Origin of the sequence: Cupriavidus sp. Agwp_2 (genome assembly GCF_040784895.1) — a bacterium.
In the GTDB taxonomy this organism is placed as follows: domain Bacteria; phylum Pseudomonadota; class Gammaproteobacteria; order Burkholderiales; family Burkholderiaceae; genus Cupriavidus.
Genome location: NZ_CP088084.1, coordinates 1,569,431 through 1,587,735, shown reverse-complemented (window position 1 = coordinate 1,587,735; position 18,305 = coordinate 1,569,431). Strand labels below are relative to the sequence as shown.

The following is an 18,305-nucleotide window of genomic DNA, read 5'->3' as shown; positions in this document are numbered from 1 at the left end:
CGCCGTGCAGACGATCGCATTGGACGTTCACGCGCACCTCGTGCCGGTCGACACGCAGGCGCTGCAGGGCCTGGAAGGCGTGGCATGGCGGCTTGCCGATGGCGTGATGGTGGTCGACGGCCAGCCGCTCAAGGTGCCCGACCTGTACCGGCCCGAGCGCCTGCTTGAATGGATGGCCGCCAATGGCGTGCAGCGGGCGCTGGTATCGGTGCCGCCGCCGTTTTACCGCCAGCATCTTGGCGCGTTGCAGGCGGCGACGTGGGCGCGTTACCTGAACGACGGCCTGCTGGCGCTTGCCGCGCGCCACGCCGCGCAGCTCGGCGCACTGCTGCATCTGCCGATGGAGCACGCCGCCATCGCGCGGGAACTGGCCGGGGGCTATGCGCAGGCGCCATGCGCCGGCTTCGCGCTGGCGGCCGGCGGTGCCGATGCGATCGACTACGGCGACCCGGCGCACCGGCCGCTGTGGGAACTGCTGGACCAGCGCGGCGCCTTCGTCTTCCTTCACCCGGGACATTGCGGCGACGGCAGGCTGGCGCGGTGCTACCTGGAAAACCTGCTGGGCAATCCGTACGAGACCGCAGTGGCGGCAACGCAGCTGGTGATGGCCGACATTCCCCGGCAGTACCCGCGCATCCGCTTCTGCCTGGCGCATGCCGGCGGCCTGTTCCCGGCCGCGTGCGGGCGCCTGCAGCGCGGGCTCGACAGCGGCCGCCCCGGCGTGCCGGCGCAGATCGAGCCGCCCTTGCAGGCGGCAAAGCGGTTCTACGCCGATTGCATCGCGCATCAACCGGCCGGGCTGCGCCTGGCCACCGAAGTGTTTGGCGCCTCGCATGTGCAGTTCGGATCGGACTGGCCATTCCCGATGGGGATTCCATCACCCGGTACCGACGACACCGTGCGGGCGTGGCGGGGCGCCGCCATTCCGCAAGACCACGCAGCCACCACTACAGAAACCAACTGAGCAGACAAAGGGGGAGACACCATGAGCACGGAAGAGGCATTGGTTACCACGGACATACCGGCGGCCGCCGACCAGCAGCGCGCGACGCTGCGCAGGAACATCATCACGTCGATCGTCGGCCAGGCGCTCGAATGGTATGACTTCTTTCTGTACGGCACGGCCGCGGCGCTGATTTTCGGCAAGCTGTTCTTTCCGATCGGCACGGACCCGCTGGTCGGCACGCTGGCCGCATTCGGCGGCTTTGCGGTGGGCTTCGTGGCGCGCCCGCTCGGCGGCGTGCTCTGCGGCCACCTGGGCGACCGTTATGGCCGCAAGCTGGTGCTGGTACTGACGCTGATCGTGATGGGCCTGGCGACGACCCTGATGGGACTGTTGCCCACCTACCAGCAGATCGGCATCTGGGCGCCGGTGCTGCTGGTCTCGCTGCGCTTCCTGCAAGGGCTGGCTGCCGGCGGCGAGTGGAGCGGCAGCATCCTGATCATCAGCGAGAATGCGCCGCCGGCGCTGCGCGGTTTCCTGTCCGCATGGAGTCCGAGCGGCGCCACCATCGGCTTCGTGCTGTCGGCGGCGGCGTTCTGGGCCGTGCAGAAGCTGCCGCAGGAAGACTTCATGTCATGGGGCTGGCGCGTGCCGTTCCTCGCGAGCATGGTGCTGGTGGTGGCGGGCTACTACATCCGCAGCCGTATTCCGGAGAGCGCCGAATTCGTCGCGGCCCAGCGCAGCGGCCATGGCGTGCGCATGCCGGTGGTCGAAGTCCTGCTCAAGCAGCCGAAGCAGATCCTGATGGTGGTGGGGTTGCGCCTGGCCGAAGGCGGCGCGTCGTACATCTTCTTCGCCTTCTCGCTGGCATACGGCGCGTACCGCGGCATCCCGAACGGCGTCATGCTGGAAGGGCTGACCATTTCGATGATGATCGTGACGGTCACGGCACTGGCGTACGGACGGCTGTCGGACCGGCTCGGCCGGCGCACCGTGTACATGGCCGGGGCGATCGGTTTGATGCTGGTGGCGTTCCCGTTCTTCTGGCTGATCGACACGCGTGAACCATCGCTGGTGCTGCTGGCCTACGTGCTGGCCGACTCTGTGGTGCTGGCCGCCATGGTCGGCGTGCAGCCGAGCTACATGGCCGAGCTGTTCAAGACCGAGGTGCGGTACTCGGGCATGGGCATCGGCCGCGAGCTGTCGTCGGTGATCGGCGGCGGCGTGGCGCCGATGATCGCGACCGCCCTGCTGGCGAAGTACCACTCGGCGACGCCAGTGGCGATCTACCTGATCCTGCTGGGCCTGGCCACGGTGGTCACGCTGATGTTCACGCCGGAGACGCTGCCGCGCGAAGCACGGGAGGCGAGCCGTGCATAACCGGCCTGCGTCCATGGAGCCACAGTCCATGGCCACCCCGCTGGCGCAGCGCCTGGAGTTCGACACCGTGCGCGGCGAGGTGCGCGACCAGGACCGGCGCTACCTGCTGATGCGCCCCGATGTGCTGATGGGAATGCTGCGCCTGCTCGACGGCGCGGTGCGGCGCGACGTGCTGGCAGCCTTCGCCGAGTCCACGGCAAGGCATGGCCGGCGCAGCATCCTGGCCTATCTTGCCGGGCTTGGCGCGGGGGGGCGGGGAGGCGCTGCAGGACCTGATCTGCCAGACCTCGCCCGCGCTCGGCTGGGGCCGCTGGGACTTTGAGCGGCATGGCGAGTGCCTGGTGCTCAATGTCTTCAACAGCCCGTTCGCCGCCGGCTACGGGCCGTCCAGCCAACCGGTGTGCGCGCCGATTGCCGGGATGTTCCGCACGATCGCCGCGATCGTGCTGGAGCGCCCCGTGCAGGTGGAGGAAACCGCGTGCGCCGCCATGGAGGGGCATGCCACGTGCCGCTTCGTGGCCAGGCCCGACGTGCAAGGAGTGTCGTCATGACAGACTACCGGAACGATGCCGGCGCGATCCGCGCGCTGGTGCAGGACGACCGGGTGCATCGGGACGTGTACCTGAGCGAGGCGCTGTTCCAGCTTGAGCGCGAGCGCCTGTTCCTGCGCAGCTGGAACTACGTCGGCCACGAGAGCCAGGTGCCGAATCGCGGTGACTACTACACCACCGACATCGCCGGCCAGCCGCTGATCATGGTGCGCCACGCCGACGGCACCGTGCGCGTGCTGATGAACCGGTGCGCTCACAAGGGGGCCCGGCTGGTGTGCCAGACCCATGGCAACACCGGCAAGTTCTTCCGTTGCCCGTACCACGCCTGGTCGTACCGGACCGACGGAACGCTGCTGGGAGTACCGCTGAAGCACCAGTACGAGAACACGCGCATGCACGCGTGCGAGACCGGTGCGGGACTGGTGGCGCCGCGGGTGGCGGTGCACCGTGGCTTCGTCTTTGCCTGCCTGTCGGCGCAGGGGCCGGACTTTGCCGACTACTTTGGCGCGGTGCTGCCGGTCCTCGACAACCTGGCGGACCGCTCGCCGCAGGGCGAGCTGCAGGTCACGGGCGGCTGCCTGCGCAGCGTGATGCGCTGCAACTGGAAGATGTACCTGGAGAACGTCAACGATTCGGTGCATCCGGTCTCGACCCACGAATCGGTTTCGGCGACCGCCAGGTCGGTGGACGAGGCCCGGCCCGACGATGCGCCGGTGTCGATGGCGCTGCAGCAGCTGTTGCCGTTCGGGTCGGGCTACGAGTTCTTCGCCAGGACGGGCGCGCGAGTCTATCCGAATGGCCACAGCGTGCTTGGCACCAACGCCAGCATCCACTCCGGCTACACCATCCCGGACGACTACCGCCTGGCGATGACGCAGGCCCATGGCGAAGCGCGGACGCACGAGGTGCTGGGCTTTTCGCCGCAGAACGTCGTCTTCTACCCGTTGCTGGCGCTGAAGGGCTCGCCGCAGACGCTGCGCGTGATCCGCCCGCTCGGCGTCGACCGGACCCTGGTCGAGACCTGGGGACTGGTACCCAGAGGCGCGCCGCAGGAACTCTTGCGGCGCACGCTGACCTACAACCGCCTGACTTTCTCGCCGATGTCGGTGGTGGCGCATGACGACTTGCATATTTTCGAGGGCATCCAGGCTTCGCTGGCCGCGCAGGGCAATCCGTGGGTGAGCCTGCACCGCGAGTACCGGGATGACGAGCAGCTGCAGCCGGTCCAGGACGTGAGCGGCACCAATGAGCTGCTGATGCGCAACCAGTTCCGTGCGTGGGCCGCGCTGATGGCGGCCGAGACGCCGCAGGACGAATGCGGAGGCGAGGCATGACCATCCATGAGATGACGCTCGAACTTGTGGTGGAGGAAGTGATCGCGCTGACCGACACGACCACGGAGTTTCGCCTGCGGGACCCGGCGGGCAAGACCTTGCCACCCTTTTCCGCCGGCGCGCATCTGCGGGTGCAGGTGGCACCCGGCGGCACCGTTGGCTGGCGCCACTACTCGCTGGTCAACGGCGACGGCACGCCCGGGGCCACCGAGGCACCCGGCGCGTATCGGATCGCGGTGCGCCGCGACGACGGCGGGCAGGGCGGGTCGCTGTGGATGCACACGCAGGTGAGGGCCGGCAGCCGGCTGGTGACCAGCGCACCAATCCACGCGTTTGCGCTCGATGCCAGCGCCGAGGACGCCGTGCTGATCGCTGGCGGCATCGGCGTGACGCCCATCGTATCGATGGCCGCGGCTTTGTCGGCGGCCGGGCGTCGCTACAGCATCCACTACAGCGCGCGGCATCCGGACCAGCTCGCCTTTGTCGACGAACTGGCGGTACTGGCGGGCCCGGACCTCAAGCTCTACGCGGACGAGGGCTCGCTGCCGCCGCTGAACCTGGACGCGTTGCTGGCCGGCATGGCGCCGACGCAGCCGATCTACGTCTGCGGCCCCGTGGGCATGATCGACGCGGTGCTGGCGCTGGCATCGGCGCGTGGCTGGGCGCGCGAGGCGGTTCACTTCGAGCTCTTTTCCGCGCCGCCCGCCAGCGCGTCGGACGATGACTTCGAAGTGGAGCTGCGCCAGTCCGGCCAGGTGCTGACCGTGCCGGCGGGCCAGACCATCCTCGACGCCATGCTCGCGGCGGGGCTGGATCCGCTTTACGACTGCAAGCGCGGCGAGTGCGGGGTGTGCCTGACGGCGGTGATCGAGGGCGAGATCGAGCATCGGGACTACTGCCTTTCCGAGGCGCAGCGGTGCGCAGGCGACGTCATGCAGATCTGCGTGTCACGTGCCAAAGGCCGGCGGCTGGTGCTCGATGCATGAACAAGGGAGAGAACAAGATGGGCAATTACCGGGAGGATGCCGGCGCGTTGCGCGCGCTGGTGCAGGACCAGCAGGTGCACCGCGACGTCTACATCGACCAGGAGGTGTTCGCGCTGGAAATGGAGCGGCTCTGGTCGCGGGCGTGGATATATGTGGGACACGACAGCCAGGTGCCGGCGGCAGGTGACTTCGTCACGGCCGATATCGCCGGGCAGCCGGTCATCATGGTGCGGCTGCCGGACGGCGCGGTGAAGGTGTTGCGCAACCGGTGCGCGCACAAGGGCGCGAAGCTGGTCTCGCAGCCCAGCGGCAATGCCGGCCGGTTCTTCCGCTGTCCGTACCACGCATGGACCTACAAGACCGATGGCACGCTGCTGTCGATCCCGCTGCGGCAGGGCTACGCAGGCACCAGCCTGGACGCCTGCCCCGCCGGACAGGGCCTGAGCGGGCTGCGCCACGTGGAGAACTACCGCGGCTTCGTCTTCGCCCGGCTGTCCGATGCGGGCCCTGGCTTCCGCGAATACTTCGGCGAATCGCTGTCCTCCATCGACAACATGGTGGAGCGCGCGCCGGACGGGCAGCTGGAGATCGCGGGCGGCGTGCTGCGCTACACCCACGACTGCAACTGGAAGATGTTCGTCGAGAACCTGAACGACACCATGCACCCGATGGTGGCCCATGAGTCGTCGGCCGGCACGGCCAGGGACCTCTGGGCGGACAAGCCGGAGGACGCGCCCAGGCCGATGGTGATCGAGCAACTGGTGCCGTTCACGTCCGGCTACGCGTTTTCCGACGAGATGGGGGTCAGGGTATTCGACAACGGCCATAGTTATACGGGCGTCGGCAGCGTGTCGCTGCACGCCGACTATGCCGGCCTGCCCGAGTACGAGGCGCGCATGTCGGAAAGCTATGGGCCTGAGCGGGCGGCGGAAATCCTCTCCACCGTGCGCCACAACACCATCTTCTACCCGAGCCTGACCATCAAGGGGGCGATCCAGGCGATCCGCGTGGTCCGGCCTGTAGCGGTGGACCGGACGGTGGTCGAGTCATGGACGTTCCGGCCCAGGGGCGCGCCGGAAGACCTGCTGCGGCGCACGCTGGTGTACACGCGCCTGATCAACTCGCCGATGTCGGTGGTTGGCCACGACGACCTGCACGCCTATCGCTCGATGCAGGAGGGCCTGCGCGCCGGCGGCAACGAATGGGTCAGCCTGCACCGCAACTTCGATGCGGCCGAACTCGGCCAGCATGACACCACCGCCAATGGCACCAGCGAGATCTCCATGCGCAACCAGTTCCGCGCGTGGGCCCGCTACATGGCGCCGGAAACCCAGACAGGAGAAACGACATGAGCAAGCTGCCGCAAACCTCGCCGCCGGGCCGGGACGACCTGATCGCGCTGGTCTATGAAGAAGCGCGGCTGATCGACGAGAAGCGCTTCGACGAGTGGCTTGCGCTGTTCGCGCAGGACTGCCTTTACTGGATTCCGCTCGTTCCCGGCCAGCAGGACGGTATCGATCACGCTTCGCTGATGTATGAAGACCGCCTGCTGCTGCAATTGCGCATCGAACGCATGGGCAATCCGCGTGCGTTCTCGCTGCAGCCGGAAAGCCGTTGCCTGCATGTGCTGCAGTGCCCGGAAGTCCTGTCGCTGCGCCATGACGAGAACGCCTGGCGGACGCGCACACGCTACATCTACGTGGAAACGCGCGGCGACGAACAGCAGGTCTACGCCTGCACCGCGGAGCACACGCTGGCATTGGAAGACGGCGTGCTGAAGATCCGACAGAAGCGCGTGAACCTGCTGAACTGCGACGCGGCCCTGCCTTCGGTCCGGTTGTTCATGTAGGGCGCGCTGGCGCGGCTGACGGCGGGTCCTGAGCCGGACTCGCCGTCCTTGCGCCTGCGTCGCCATATCCAGGATGCGGTGAAAGAGAAGTGCTCGCGCGCCGGGCACGGGGCGCGCTCGCGCCTGCATTGCCCTGCATTGACGAAAGGGGCAATCGCGCGGACTGCCGTGCTGACAAAAATATGGGGAGACAAGTCATGGGAATCGATATGAAGCGGAGGCTGGCGCTGCTGTGCGCCGGCACCACGTTTGGCCTGAGTGGCGCGGTGCGCGCGCAGGACGCGGTGACGCTGTACGGGCTGCTATCCGTCGGCGTGGCCTATGTCAACAACGAAGGCGGGCACGCGGCCACAAAGATGGTGCCCGGCACGATGCAGAACAACCGGTGGGGCTTGCGCGGCGTCGAGGACCTCGGCGGTGGCGCCAGGGCGCTCTTCGTGCTGGAAGGTGGCTTTGCGCTTGACGACGGCAAGCTGCAACAGGGCGGCCGGCTGTTTGGTCGCCAGGCATTCGTCGGCTTTGGCCATGATGCCTACGGCACGCTCACGTTCGGGCGCCAGTACGATGCGGTCTTCGATACGCTCAATGGCATGTCAGCCCCGGTGGCGGCGGCCGGGCTGGCCGCGCACATCGGCGACAACGACAACGTGTTCGGCAGCTTCCGGAACAACAACGCGATCAAGTACGTCACGCCAGGTTGGGGCGGCCTGCGGGCGGAAGCGGCCTACGCGATGTCCGATTCAGGCAGCGCGGCGAACAACCGCGCATACAGCCTTGGCGCCACCTATGCGAGCGGTCCGCTGAAGCTGGCGGCAGCCTATATGCAGCTGGACCGTCCGGGCCTTGCCGCCAGCAACAACGCGGGTGGCGCGGTGACCGACGACTATGCCGGCGCACCGTTTGTCCTGTTCCACACCAGCCCGCTGTCTGCTGCCGTGGGCGTCGCGCGGCAACGCGTGGGGGGACTTGCCGCCGGCTACAGTGTTGGCGCGGCTCGCGTCAATGCGATGGTGACCACGGCCCGGTACCGCTACCAGGACGGCACGGGCCTGCGGTTGAACAACTATGACGTCAACCTCAGCTACAACCTGACGCCTGCACTGACGCTGGGCGCCGCCTATGTATTCACCGACGGCGATTACAGCGGCGTGGACAGCCGACCGAAATGGCATATGGGCCAGCTCAGCCTTGACTACGCATTCTCCAAACGTACGGACATCTACGCCTTCGGCGTCTACCAGCGCGCCCGGTCGGCGAAAGCCGACATCTACCTGTTCGCACCGTCGGGCAACGACAGGCAGCTGGTGTTTGTCACGGGTATCCGGCACAAGTTCTGAGTGCGCCGGGACCGCCGTGCGGCGTCCCCCGCAGGTCCGCATGCGCCGCCACCCGGTCCCAGGCCTCCGTTTGAGGCATACTGCACGCACCCGCATGCGCGACCCCCGTCGCGCAGCGCCCCCATCGCCTCACACGAACGCCCCGGCGCAGTCCCCGCGCGCCGGGCCCTCGCCATGCAAAACGTCGGAAGACTTGTCCGCAGCGCCAGCCTGAGCGGCTTCATCGAATTGACGGAGTCGCTCGGGCACGATCCGGGCGCCTTGCTGCGCAAGGCCGGGCTGTCCGCGCGGCTGCTCAGGGACCCGCAGGCGCTGATCCCCAGCCAGGCGCTGCGCGAGTTGCTGGAACTCGCCGCCAGCGCCACCGGCACGGAGGATTTTGCGCTGCGGCTGGCGGCGCGCCGTACGTTTTCCAACCTGGGGCCGATCAGCCTGGTGCTGAAGGAGGAGCCATCGCCGCGGCAGGCGCTCGATGCCTTGTGCCGCTACCTGAAGCTGATCAGCACCTCGCTGGTCATGCGCATCGAAGAGACCGGCCAGACCGTGGTCATCCGCGAAGACCTGCTGCCCGGTCCGGGCCCGGCGACGCGGCAGGCGATGGAGTTGAGCGTGGCAATGATGTTCCGGATCCTGTGCGAGCTGATCGGGCCGCAGTGGCGGCCGCAGCAGGTCTGCTTTACGCACCGGCCGCCGGCGGATATGGCGGCGCACCGTGCCTTCTTCGGCCGCAACCCGATGTTCAACCAGCCATTCAATGGCATGGTCTGCGCCGCGGCCGACCTGGACAAACCGCGCACGCCCGACAATTCCGGCGCCATCCAGCTGGCGCGCGACTATCTTGAGACGTCGCTGCGGCAGCGCGGCGAGGGCATGCGCGAGGCGTGCCGCGAGCTGATCATGGCGCTGCTGCCCGGCGGGCGCTGTACCGCCCAGCAGGTGGCGCGACATCTTCGCGTGGACCGCCGCACGCTGCATCGCCATCTCATCGTCGATGGGCTGACCTTCTCCGCCTTGCTCGACGAGGTCCGTACCGAACTGGTGAAGCGGCACCTGCAAGAGAGCGACCTGCCGCTCGGCGAGATCGCGGGACTGCTGGGATTCTCGACCCAGAGCAGTTTCAGCCACTGGTTCCGCGCCAGCTTTGGCTGCAGCGTCACGCAATGGCGCTCGCAGGTGGCCAGTTCGGGCGACCAGGCGGCAACGGGACGCGCCGGCCCGGGGCGCCGCCGCACGGGAAGCGTCAGTCGGCAATAAGCACGATCTTGCCCATATGCTGGCTGCGTTCGATGTAGGCATAGGCTTCGCCGATCGCATCCATGGGGAAGGTGCGGTCGATCGGCAGGCGCAGCTTGCCTTCGCGGAAGAAGGGCATCAGGTCGCGCGCGCAGGCCTGCACGCATTCAAGGCGTTCGGCCTCGGTGCGCGTGCGGAAGGTGGCGCCCATCAGCTTCAGCCGGTTATGCCACAGCAGGTTGAGATCGACCTGGGCAGTGCTGGAACCACCCAGCCGCGCCAGGTTCACCAGCCGGCCCTTTACCGCCAGGCTCTTGATGTGGTCTTCGAAGACCGTGCCGCCAATGGTATCGATGATGACGTCGACGCCACGCCCGTCGGTGGCTGCCATGATGGCCTCGACCTGCGATTCGCACGACGCATTGACGCCGACATCGACGCCATAGCCTGCCAGCCGCTCCAGCTTGGCCGCCGAGCGCGAGGAAGCGATCACCTTCGCGCCGAGCGCGGAGGCGGCCATCACCGCGGCCATGCCGACCCCGCCCGAGGCGCCGTTGATGAAGACTGTCTCGCCGGCCTTGAGCTCGCCGTTGCTGACCAGCGCGTCATGGGCGGTGATGAACACATTGGGGAATGCGGCTGCGTCGGCCCACGATACCTCCGGCGGCACTGGCATCAGCGCCAGCGGCGCCGCGACCACGTACTGTGCGTGACAGCCACGGCCATGGCCCATCACCCGGTCGCCTTCGCGCCAGCCTTGGACCTGCTCGCCGATGCTGGCGACCTCGCCCGCGAACTCCACGCCGGCCGTCATCGGGGCACCGGTGCGGTGTTCCCGCATGTACTTGATTTCGCCATAGTTGATGCCCGATGCGCGCACCCGCACCAGCACCTCGCCAGGGCCGGGTTGCGGCGTGGGGATATCCTGCACGGCCAGCTGGCCACCTTCCGCGCCCGGTAGTACTCGTACTGCTTTCATGCTGTCTCCTGTGTCATTCCGGCTTGAACTGAATCGAGCGCAGCAGCTTGCCCTGGCGTTCGTAGGACTCGCGTACGTCTTTGGCCAGTTCTTCGGGCGTGGCCGCCGTGCCGGTCTCCATGCCCAGCTCTTCGAGCTTGCGCCGCAGCGTGGGCGATTGCATGGCAGCGAGCGTGGCCTCGCGCACCTTGGCGACTACCGCCGGCGGTACGCCTGGCGCCGCCCACAGCCCCATCCAGCCAACCTCGCTGAGGTCCGGATAGCCCAGTTCGGCAAAGGTGGGAACGTTCGGCAGCGCGGCGATCCGCCGCGGGAAGGCCACCGCATAGGCCCGCAGCTTGCCCGCCTTGATAAACGGCATGGACGTCGCCGGACCGTCGAACATCAGCGGAACCTGTCCTCCCATGATGTCCTGCAGGGCCGGGGGGGAGCCCTTGTAGCTCACCGCGCCGGTGTCGAGGCCGGCCAGCCGGTTGAACTGCACGCCGATGGTGTGGCCACGCAGGCCAATGCCGAAGTTCGCGATGTCGACCTTGCCCGGGTTCGCCTTGACGTACGTGACCAGCTCGGCGAGGTTCTTTGCGGGAAGGCCGGGATTGCCGACGAGGACCAGGCCCTGGCGCGTGAGCTGCACCAGCGGGACGATGTCCTTGAACGGGTCGTAGGACACCTTGATGGCTTGCGGCACCTCCGAGGCGATGCCCTTCTGGATCAGCAGCAAGGTATAGCCGTCGCGCGGCGCGGACAGCAGGCCCTGCACGGCGATGGTTCCCGCCGCGCCGGCCTTGTAGTCGACGATCACGGACTGCCCGAGCGGGCGTTGCAGCTCATGGGCAAAGAGCCGTGCGAGGATGTCCGCGGTGCCGCCGGGGGGCGCGCCCACGAGGATCCGCACCGGCTTGGTCGGCCAGTCAGTGGCCGGGGCGGCGCGCACGGCCTGGGCGGCAGGCAGCAGCGCGCCGAGGGCAAGCGTGAGCACAACCGCGCGGCGCGAGGTGTGGGGGAAGCGTTTCATGACTGTCTCCGTTTCTCTGTGTCCCCTCGGCCCTGTTGGCGGGCCGTGTCAGCGGGGGAGTGCGGCTTACTGGGTCTTGCGCAGGAAGCCCTGGGTACCGCCGTTGCGGTTGGGCGCGAAGCCGTTGGCCTGCAGCGACTCTTCCACCGTGTCGTAGAACACGCCGATCCGGCAGATCTCGCGTGCCTCCTTGGCGGTGGCGATGTCACGGCCCAGTTCGCGGGAGATGCGCACGAGTTGCTCGATCTGGTCCACGCTTCCCTGCTTCGCCGTGCGGCGCGGGTTCCACAGCACGTCCTCGGTGCCGCAGCGCACGTGCAAGCCCATCGCAATACCCATGGTATTGACCGGCAGCACATTGCGCACATTGCTCTCGACCGTCACCACGGCGCCGTCCGGCACCGCGCGCATGAAGTTGGCGAGGCTGTAGACGCTGGGCGTGTCCATGCCGCCGCCGATTGCTACCCAGTTTATGTTCAGCGGGCCCTTGTAGAAGCCGCGCCGCACCAGCCGCTCCACCGACTCCAGGCTGTTGATGTTGTAGCACTGGAATTCGCTCTGGATGCCGGCGGCAGTCAGGCGGCGCACGTGTTCCTCGACCCAGCCGGGATTGGCGGGCACCGTCATGTTCTTGTAGGCGTCGAAGAGCGCCATGTCTTCGCGCGAGGTGCCCTTGAAGTCAGCGTCTTCCGCATGATCGGTGACGTTCATCTGCGAGGTGTTGACCGTCACCGTGACCTGGTCCGGCGTGGGGTCCAGGTCGGCCAGCATGTGGCGGGTGTCGTCCGACAGCCACTTGGCGGCCTGCCCTTCATCCTCCGGCGCGAAGGAGATCGAGCCGCCCACCTGGATGATCATGTCGGGCACCGCGGCGCGCACGCCGGAAATCAGTTCGTTGAACTTGGACAGGCGCTTGGAGCCCTTGCCGTCCAGTTCCCGCACATGCAGGTGCAGCACGGTGGCGCCGGCGTTGTAGCAGTCCACGGCCTTCTGGATCTGTGCCTCCATGGTGACCGGAATGTCTTCGGGGAAATCGGAAGGCTGCCAGCCGGGGGCATAGGGTGCGGCCGTGATGATCAGCGGCTGCTGGTTTTCGGGAAAGAGGTGGCCATCGAGGAAGTTCATGGGGAGTCTCCGGTTCGGAAGGCGGCTTCGGTTCAGTAGGGGATGTCGCCGACGATGGCTGCGCGCTCCATCTTGCGCGGCGCGGGAAAGTAGTCGTTGAGCGCGTAGTGCTGCGTGCAGCGGTTGTCCCACACGGCGATATCGCCCTGCTGCCATGACCAGCGCACCTGGTATTCGGGGATGGTGGCGCGGCTGATCAGGTAGCTGAGCAGCAGGGCCGCGCCGGGCGCCTTGTCGATGCCGTGACGCACGTTGGCCGGTGTGGCGTAGTTGGTGAAGTAGGTGGAGAAGCCTGCACCGACGAACAGCACCTTTTCCCCGGTTTCCGGATGCGTGCGCACGACCGGATGCTCTACCGGCGGATGGTCCTGCGCCAGCTTGGCGCGCGCCTCGGGCGTCATGACCGCACCGAAGCTCTGCTCGATACTGGCGCGGGCGCGCAGGCCATCGACCTTCGCCTTGATGTCGTCCGGCAGTTCCTCGTAGGCCTTCACCATGTTGACCCAGATGGTGTCGCCGCCAATCTCGGGACATTCGATGCAGCGCAGTACCGCGCCCATGGCCGGGTTCGGGCGCCAGAGGCCGTCGCAATGGTAGTTGTTCTCGTAGCTGTGCGGGTTGTCGCTGCGGTAGACCCGCACCAGGCCCGGATGGTCGGGGTCGCTGCCGACTACGGGATGGTCTTCCAGCTTGCCGAAGGCGCTGGCGAAGGCCACGTGCTCGGCACGCGTGATGTCCTGCTTGCGGAAGAAGAGTACGCGGTGCCTGAGCAGCGCTGCCTTGATGTCGGCGAAGAGCGCCGGGTCGCGCGCCGCGTCGCCGAGATGGATGCCCTTGATTTCGGCGCCGATGGCGGGGGTGATCTGCCTGATCTCCATTTCCAGTCTCCTGCAGTTTGGTGGATCTGCGCGCAGGTCCTTGCCTGCTTGGGAATGGAGTATCGGCGGATCGAAGGGTGCTCGCTTGCTTTACTGGGACATTCGTTTGTCAATTTGGGACATGTGGCGCGCACTCGCCTGTGCTGCGCTCCGCAAGGCGCCGGGGGCAGCCCATTGCCGCCAGGAATGAACGAGGAGGGTCGTCAGCGACCAGAATGCATTCGCCGGAGGAAGGGATTCCTTGTCGAAATGCAGGACGTATCTGCGGGCGCCGTCCAGCGGCTTGCCGCCGCTGTCAACGCGTGCCGCCGGATAAATCGCATCGGCCGGCAGGTGGTATGGCGATCAACACACGGGGCTGGATCACGAGCGTTGCGTATCGCCGCACGCGCTGCGCAAGTGCACCTCCCCGTCATGGCGATGGATGTGCAATTCAGCGTTCTGTCGCATCGCCAGATTCCAGCCCGCGGCAATTGCCGCTTCCATGGTCGAATATTTTTGGGGCTTGATATCGAGGCCGCTGAATTCCAACGCCCAACCGACTTCCGCGGGTAGAACGCGAATGATCCGCGATTGCATACTGACCTTTCAAGAGTTACCGCTGCGTATGGCGGCCGCTGTCGTTCTGCGGTCGAAATGCAATCCTCCTTCCCTAAAGTGCGGTTTAGGCATAGCCTAGGTCCGTACCATGGTACGGAGTCAAGGGATGGAGCAAACACTGACGATCGGGAAGCTGGCCAAGGCGGCCGGGGTCGGCGTGGAGACGGTACGCTACTACCATCGGTGCGGGCTGCTGCCGGTGCCGGAGCGCGCCTTTGGCACGATTCGCCATTACTCGGAACAGAGCCTGCAGCGGCTCCATTTCATCCGCCAGGCCCAGTCGCTAGGGTTCACGCTGGAAGAAGTCCGGGTACTGCTCCATCAGAACCATGGCAAGTGCAACACGGCCCGCGTGCTGGCCGAGCAAAAGCTTGGTCTGGTGGAGGAAAGGCTGAAGGAGTTGCGACGAATGCGAGCGGAACTGAAGAACCTGATCGGGCAATGCCGCGCCAATGGCACGGAGAGTTGTTGTCCCTTGATCGACACGTTGTCGACGAACACCAGGCCAGAAAACGCGCGTGTCGCGCCATTGCGGCATCAGTGACCGGGGGGCGGGCTTTGTCGACGCAGCCAGGCGCGCGCCGCCGGCATTCGACAGCGCGATCCCGGGGGCCGGTCGCCAATATCAGGGGCAGTGAGCTGGCGCTGGCAATGGCAGCGTAGCGCCAGCGGGCATGCGGCGCGTCAGACCTGCCACGCCGCGGCCTTGTCTCCCGACTTGCCGTAGCGCTCGCGCGCCGCGCGCACGACATCGGGAGACAACTTGCCGTCATCCGCCAGCGCCCGCAGCGCCGCCACCACCACGGAATGCCGGTCCACCTCGAAGAACGCGCGCAATGCCTGGCGCGTATCGCTGCGCCCGAAGCCGTCGGTGCCCAGCGTCACGTAGCGCGCCGGCACGCATGCGCGGATCAGCTCTGGCACCGCGCGCACATAGTCGGTGGCGGCGATCACCGGGCCGTTTGACCCGACCAGCAGCGTTTCGACATACGAGCGGGCATGCTCTTCGTTCAAGCGGTTGCTGCGTTCCACGGCGATCGCGTCGCGCTGCAGCTCGGTAAAGCTGGTCACGCTCCACACCTGCGCCACCACGCCCCAGTCGTCTTCAAGCAGGCGCGCGGCGGCGATCACCTCGGGCAGGATGGCGCCCGCGCCAAGCAGGTTGACCTGGCTGGCATCGCGCCGGTCCGGCGTGAGCGAATACATGCCCTTCAGGATGCCGTCGCGCACGGCATCGGCCGCCTGCGGCATGGACGGCTGCGCATAGTTCTCGTTGCCGACGGTGATGTAGTAGAAGACGTCGCGCTGCTGCTCGCCCATCTCGCGCATGCCGTGCTCCACGATCGCCGCCACTTCATAGGCAAAGGCGGGATCCCACGCGCGGCAGTTGGGGATGGTCGACGCCGCCAGGTGGCTGGTGCCGTCCTGGTGCTGCAGCCCCTCGCCGCCGAGCGTGGTCTTGCCCGAGGTGGCGCCGATCAGGAAGCCACGGGCGCGCTGGTCGGCAGCGGCCCAGATCAGGTCGCCGATGCGCTGGAAGCCGAACATCGAGTAGTAGATGTAGAACGGCAGCATCGGCAGGTCGTGCACGCTGTACGCGGTGGCCGCGGCGATCCATGACGAGATCGCGCCGGCTTCGGAGATGCCTTCTTCCAGGATCTGCCCGCCGGTGGATTCGCGGTAGTACAGCATCGAACCCAGGTCTTCCGGCTCATAGCGCTGGCCCAGCGGCGAATAGATGCCGACCTGCCGGAACAGGTTGGCCATGCCGAAGGTGCGCGCCTCGTCAGCGACCACCGGCACGATGCGCGGCCCGAGCGCGGCGTCCTTGAGCAGGCTGCCGAGCATGCGCACCACGGCCATGGTGGTCGACATCTCCTTGCCGTCCGCGGCCAGCGCGAAGCCGGCCCACTGGCCGGACGGCGGCACCGTGAGCGCGGTCGTGGCGGCCTGCCGGCGCCGCGGCAGGTAGCCGCCGAGCGCGGCCCGGCGCGCGTGCAGGTAGCGCATCTCCGGGCTGTCGTCGGCGGGTTTGTAGAAGCGCAGGTTGGCGACGTCGTCGTCCGACAGCGGCAGCTGGAAGCGGTCGCGGAAGGCCTTCAGGTCCTCCAGTTCCAGCTTTTTCTGCTGGTGCGTCGTCATGCGCCCCTGGCCTGCCGTGCCCATGCCAAAACCCTTCATGGTCTTCGCCAGGATCACGGTCGGCTGGCCGCGGTGGCCCATGGCGCGCGCGTAGGCGGCGTGCAGCTTGCGCAGGTCATGGCCGCCGCGGCGCAGGCGGTCGATATCGTCGTTGCTCAGGTGCGCGGCGAGTGCGGCGAGCTCGGGGTTCTGCTGGAAGAAGTGCTCGCGGTTATAGGCACCGTCGTTGGCCGAGAAGGTCTGGAACTGGCCGTCGACGGTCTGCGCGAAGGCACGCACCAGCGCGCCGGAGCGGTCGCGGGCGAACAGCTCATCCCAGTCCGAGCCCCACAGCACCTTGATCACGTTCCAGCCGGCGCCGGCGAACAGCGCTTCGAGTTCATCGACGATGCGGCCGTTGCCGCGCACCGGGCCGTCGAGCCGCTGCAGGTTGCAGTTGATGACGAACACCAGGTTGTCGAGCTGCTCGCGCGCGGCGAGCGACAATGCCCCGATCGACTCGGGCTCGTCCATTTCGCCGTCGCCGAAGAAGCCCCAGACCTTGCGCGAGGACACCGGCTGCAGGCCGCGGTTCTGCAGGTAGCGCATGAAGCGCGCCTGGTAGATCGAATTGATGGGGCCGATCCCCATCGACCCGGTCGGGAACTGCCAGAAGTCTGGCATCAGCCAGGGATGCGGGTAGGAGCACAGGCCCGGGCCGTCGATCTCGCGCCGGTAGTGCTGCAGGTGCGTTTCGTCGAGGAACCCTTCCAGGTAGGCGCGGGCATAGACGCCAGGCGCCGAGTGCGGCTGGAAATAGACCAGGTCCCCACCTTGCGCGTCACCCTGTGCGCCGTCAGCGCGGAAGAAGTGGTTGAAACCGACTTCGAACAGATCCGCCGCCGAGGCATAGCTGGCGATATGGCCGCCCAGTTCGCCATAGGCGCGGTTGGCGCGCACCACCATGGCCAGCGCGTTCCAGCGCAGCGCGGCGCCCAGCCGGGCTTCGATTTCCAGGTCGCCGGGGTAGGGCGGTTGTGCCTGCACCGGGATCGTATTCACATAGGCGCCCGGGCCGGCGGCGGGCGGCGGCAAGCCCTGCGCCGCGGCGTGCGCGGCCAGGCGCTGCAGCAGGAAGCTGGCGCGCGTGCTGCCGGCGTGGGCCAGCACGCCTTCGAGCGCGTCCAGCCATTCGCGCGTTTCCTGGGGATCGCTGTCCTCGTTGGCCGAGGGCAGCGCAAGCATCGATTGCACACCGTTTGCCAGGTTAGTCATGGCACCGCTCCTGTCCGTCTTCCATGTCTGTGGTGGCAGGCCAGGGAAATGCCCGCCGATGCCAACAAGATTACCCCTTGAGCCGCAGAGAATGTGTCTGAATTACCTTGCGTGAACGGGCTGTCGCAGTATAAAAATTCTCCAGAACCGCATGAATCCGGAATTGTTACGTCATGAACGAAACGTCACTCAGGCTCGATCGCATCGATATCGCCATCCTCAACCAGCTGCAGCAGAACGCCCGCATCACCAATGCGGAGCTGGCGCGCGCCGTGAACCTGTCGCCGACGCCCTGCTTCAACCGCGTCAAGGCGCTGGAGAAAATGGGACTGATCAAGCAGCAGGTCACGCTGCTGAATGCCGAGGCGCTGGGCCTGCGCATCAACGTCTTTATCCAGGTCAGCCTGGAAAAGCAGGTGGAAGACGCGCTGCGCCGCTTCGAGGCGGCCATCGACAAGCGACCCGAGGTGATGGAGTGCTACCTGATGACCGGCGACGCTGACTACCTGCTGCGCGTGGTCGTGCCCAGCATGCAGAGCCTGGAGCGCTTTATCCTGGAGCAGCTGACCAAGATCCCGGGCGTGTCCAATATCCGGTCGAGCTTCGCGCTGAAGCAGGTGCGGTACCGGACGGCGCTGCCGCTGCCGGCGGGGGGATTGACGTTGAGCGTGGCGGAAGAAGAGGGCGAGTAGCCTGCAG

19 protein-coding genes are annotated in these 18,305 nt (G+C 67.1%); 12 read left to right on the top strand and 7 right to left on the bottom strand.

Features of this window, described 5'->3' with window-relative positions; translation table 11 throughout:
- Positions 1–4: 4 nt before the first annotated feature.
- The 10 genes from LPA45_RS24915 (at position 5) to LPA45_RS24870 (ending at position 9,634) form a co-directional block, all read left to right on the top strand.
- The gene (locus tag LPA45_RS24915; RefSeq protein WP_317923230.1) at positions 5–964 is read left to right on the top strand and encodes an amidohydrolase family protein; all 960 of its coding nucleotides are present in this window, start codon (positions 5–7) and stop codon (positions 962–964) included.
- A 21-nt stretch (positions 965–985) separates the two neighbouring features.
- Positions 986–2,323 (top strand): MFS transporter, encoded by a 1,338-nt coding sequence (locus LPA45_RS24910; protein ID WP_317923231.1) that lies wholly within the window; start codon positions 986–988, stop codon positions 2,321–2,323.
- A gap of 28 nt (positions 2,324–2,351) precedes the next feature.
- Positions 2,352–2,645, top strand: a complete 294-nt coding sequence (locus LPA45_RS24905; RefSeq protein ID WP_317923233.1) for a hypothetical protein — start codon at positions 2,352–2,354, stop codon at positions 2,643–2,645.
- A 19-nt stretch (positions 2,646–2,664) separates the two neighbouring features.
- The gene (locus tag LPA45_RS24900; RefSeq protein ID WP_317923234.1) at positions 2,665–2,874 is read left to right on the top strand and encodes a 4-vinyl reductase; all 210 of its coding nucleotides are present in this window, start codon (positions 2,665–2,667) and stop codon (positions 2,872–2,874) included.
- On the top strand, positions 2,871–4,208 hold the full coding sequence (locus LPA45_RS24895; protein ID WP_317923235.1) for an aromatic ring-hydroxylating dioxygenase subunit alpha: 1,338 nt from the start codon (positions 2,871–2,873) through the stop codon (positions 4,206–4,208). The genes LPA45_RS24900 and LPA45_RS24895 overlap by 4 nt, the downstream gene beginning before the upstream one ends.
- Positions 4,205–5,194: a PDR/VanB family oxidoreductase gene (locus tag LPA45_RS24890; RefSeq protein ID WP_116318829.1), complete on the top strand. Its 990-nt coding sequence runs from the start codon at positions 4,205–4,207 to the stop codon at positions 5,192–5,194. The genes LPA45_RS24895 and LPA45_RS24890 overlap by 4 nt, the downstream gene beginning before the upstream one ends.
- Positions 5,195–5,211: 17 nt before the next feature.
- Positions 5,212–6,546: an aromatic ring-hydroxylating dioxygenase subunit alpha gene (locus LPA45_RS24885; protein ID WP_317923257.1), complete on the top strand. Its 1,335-nt coding sequence runs from the start codon at positions 5,212–5,214 to the stop codon at positions 6,544–6,546.
- Positions 6,543–7,043, top strand: a complete 501-nt coding sequence (locus tag LPA45_RS24880; protein ID WP_317923236.1) for an aromatic-ring-hydroxylating dioxygenase subunit beta — start codon at positions 6,543–6,545, stop codon at positions 7,041–7,043. The genes LPA45_RS24885 and LPA45_RS24880 overlap by 4 nt, the downstream gene beginning before the upstream one ends.
- Before the next feature lie 197 nt (positions 7,044–7,240).
- Entirely contained in the window at positions 7,241–8,380 is a 1,140-nt protein-coding gene (locus tag LPA45_RS24875) for a porin (protein ID WP_317923237.1), read from the top strand.
- A 174-nt stretch (positions 8,381–8,554) separates the two neighbouring features.
- Positions 8,555–9,634 (top strand): AraC family transcriptional regulator, encoded by a 1,080-nt coding sequence (locus tag LPA45_RS24870; protein WP_317923238.1) that lies wholly within the window; start codon positions 8,555–8,557, stop codon positions 9,632–9,634.
- On the opposite strand, the gene LPA45_RS24865 is transcribed toward LPA45_RS24870, so the two are convergent.
- The 6 genes from LPA45_RS24865 to LPA45_RS24840 all read right to left on the bottom strand — a co-directional run bounded on the left by LPA45_RS24865 (position 9,621) and on the right by LPA45_RS24840 (position 14,189).
- Entirely contained in the window at positions 9,621–10,592 is a 972-nt protein-coding gene (locus LPA45_RS24865; protein ID WP_116318825.1) for a zinc-binding dehydrogenase, read from the bottom strand. The two genes, LPA45_RS24870 and LPA45_RS24865, sit on opposite strands and share 14 nt — an antisense overlap.
- Positions 10,593–10,605: 13 nt before the next feature.
- Positions 10,606–11,607, bottom strand: coding sequence for a tripartite tricarboxylate transporter substrate binding protein (locus tag LPA45_RS24860; protein ID WP_116318824.1), 1,002 nt, complete (start codon positions 11,605–11,607; stop codon positions 10,606–10,608).
- Positions 11,608–11,673: 66 nt separating this feature from the next.
- A complete protein-coding gene (locus LPA45_RS24855; RefSeq protein WP_116318823.1) occupies positions 11,674–12,732 on the bottom strand; it encodes a 3-keto-5-aminohexanoate cleavage protein in 1,059 nt (352 codons plus the stop codon).
- Positions 12,733–12,764: 32 nt separating this feature from the next.
- Entirely contained in the window at positions 12,765–13,610 is an 846-nt protein-coding gene (locus LPA45_RS24850; RefSeq protein WP_116318822.1) for a TauD/TfdA family dioxygenase, read from the bottom strand.
- Positions 13,611–13,700: 90 nt separating this feature from the next.
- The gene (locus LPA45_RS24845; RefSeq protein WP_367395118.1) at positions 13,701–13,889 is read right to left on the bottom strand and encodes a DUF1214 domain-containing protein; all 189 of its coding nucleotides are present in this window, start codon (positions 13,887–13,889) and stop codon (positions 13,701–13,703) included.
- An 84-nt stretch (positions 13,890–13,973) separates the two neighbouring features.
- Complete coding sequence (locus tag LPA45_RS24840) at positions 13,974–14,189, bottom strand: DUF2188 domain-containing protein (RefSeq protein ID WP_116318821.1); 216 nt, start codon at positions 14,187–14,189, stop codon at positions 13,974–13,976.
- A 127-nt stretch (positions 14,190–14,316) separates the two neighbouring features.
- On the opposite strand from LPA45_RS24840, the gene LPA45_RS24835 reads away from it, so the two are divergent.
- A complete protein-coding gene (locus tag LPA45_RS24835; RefSeq protein WP_116318820.1) occupies positions 14,317–14,754 on the top strand; it encodes a MerR family transcriptional regulator in 438 nt (145 codons plus the stop codon).
- A gap of 140 nt (positions 14,755–14,894) precedes the next feature.
- On the opposite strand, the gene mdeB is transcribed toward LPA45_RS24835, so the two are convergent.
- Entirely contained in the window at positions 14,895–17,606 is a 2,712-nt protein-coding gene (gene mdeB, locus LPA45_RS24830; RefSeq protein WP_116318819.1) for an alpha-ketoglutarate dehydrogenase, read from the bottom strand.
- 173 nt (positions 17,607–17,779) lie between these two features.
- On the opposite strand from mdeB, the gene LPA45_RS24825 reads away from it, so the two are divergent.
- Positions 17,780–18,298, top strand: a complete 519-nt coding sequence (locus tag LPA45_RS24825; protein WP_116318818.1) for an Lrp/AsnC family transcriptional regulator — start codon at positions 17,780–17,782, stop codon at positions 18,296–18,298.
- Positions 18,299–18,305: the final 7 nt, after the last annotated feature.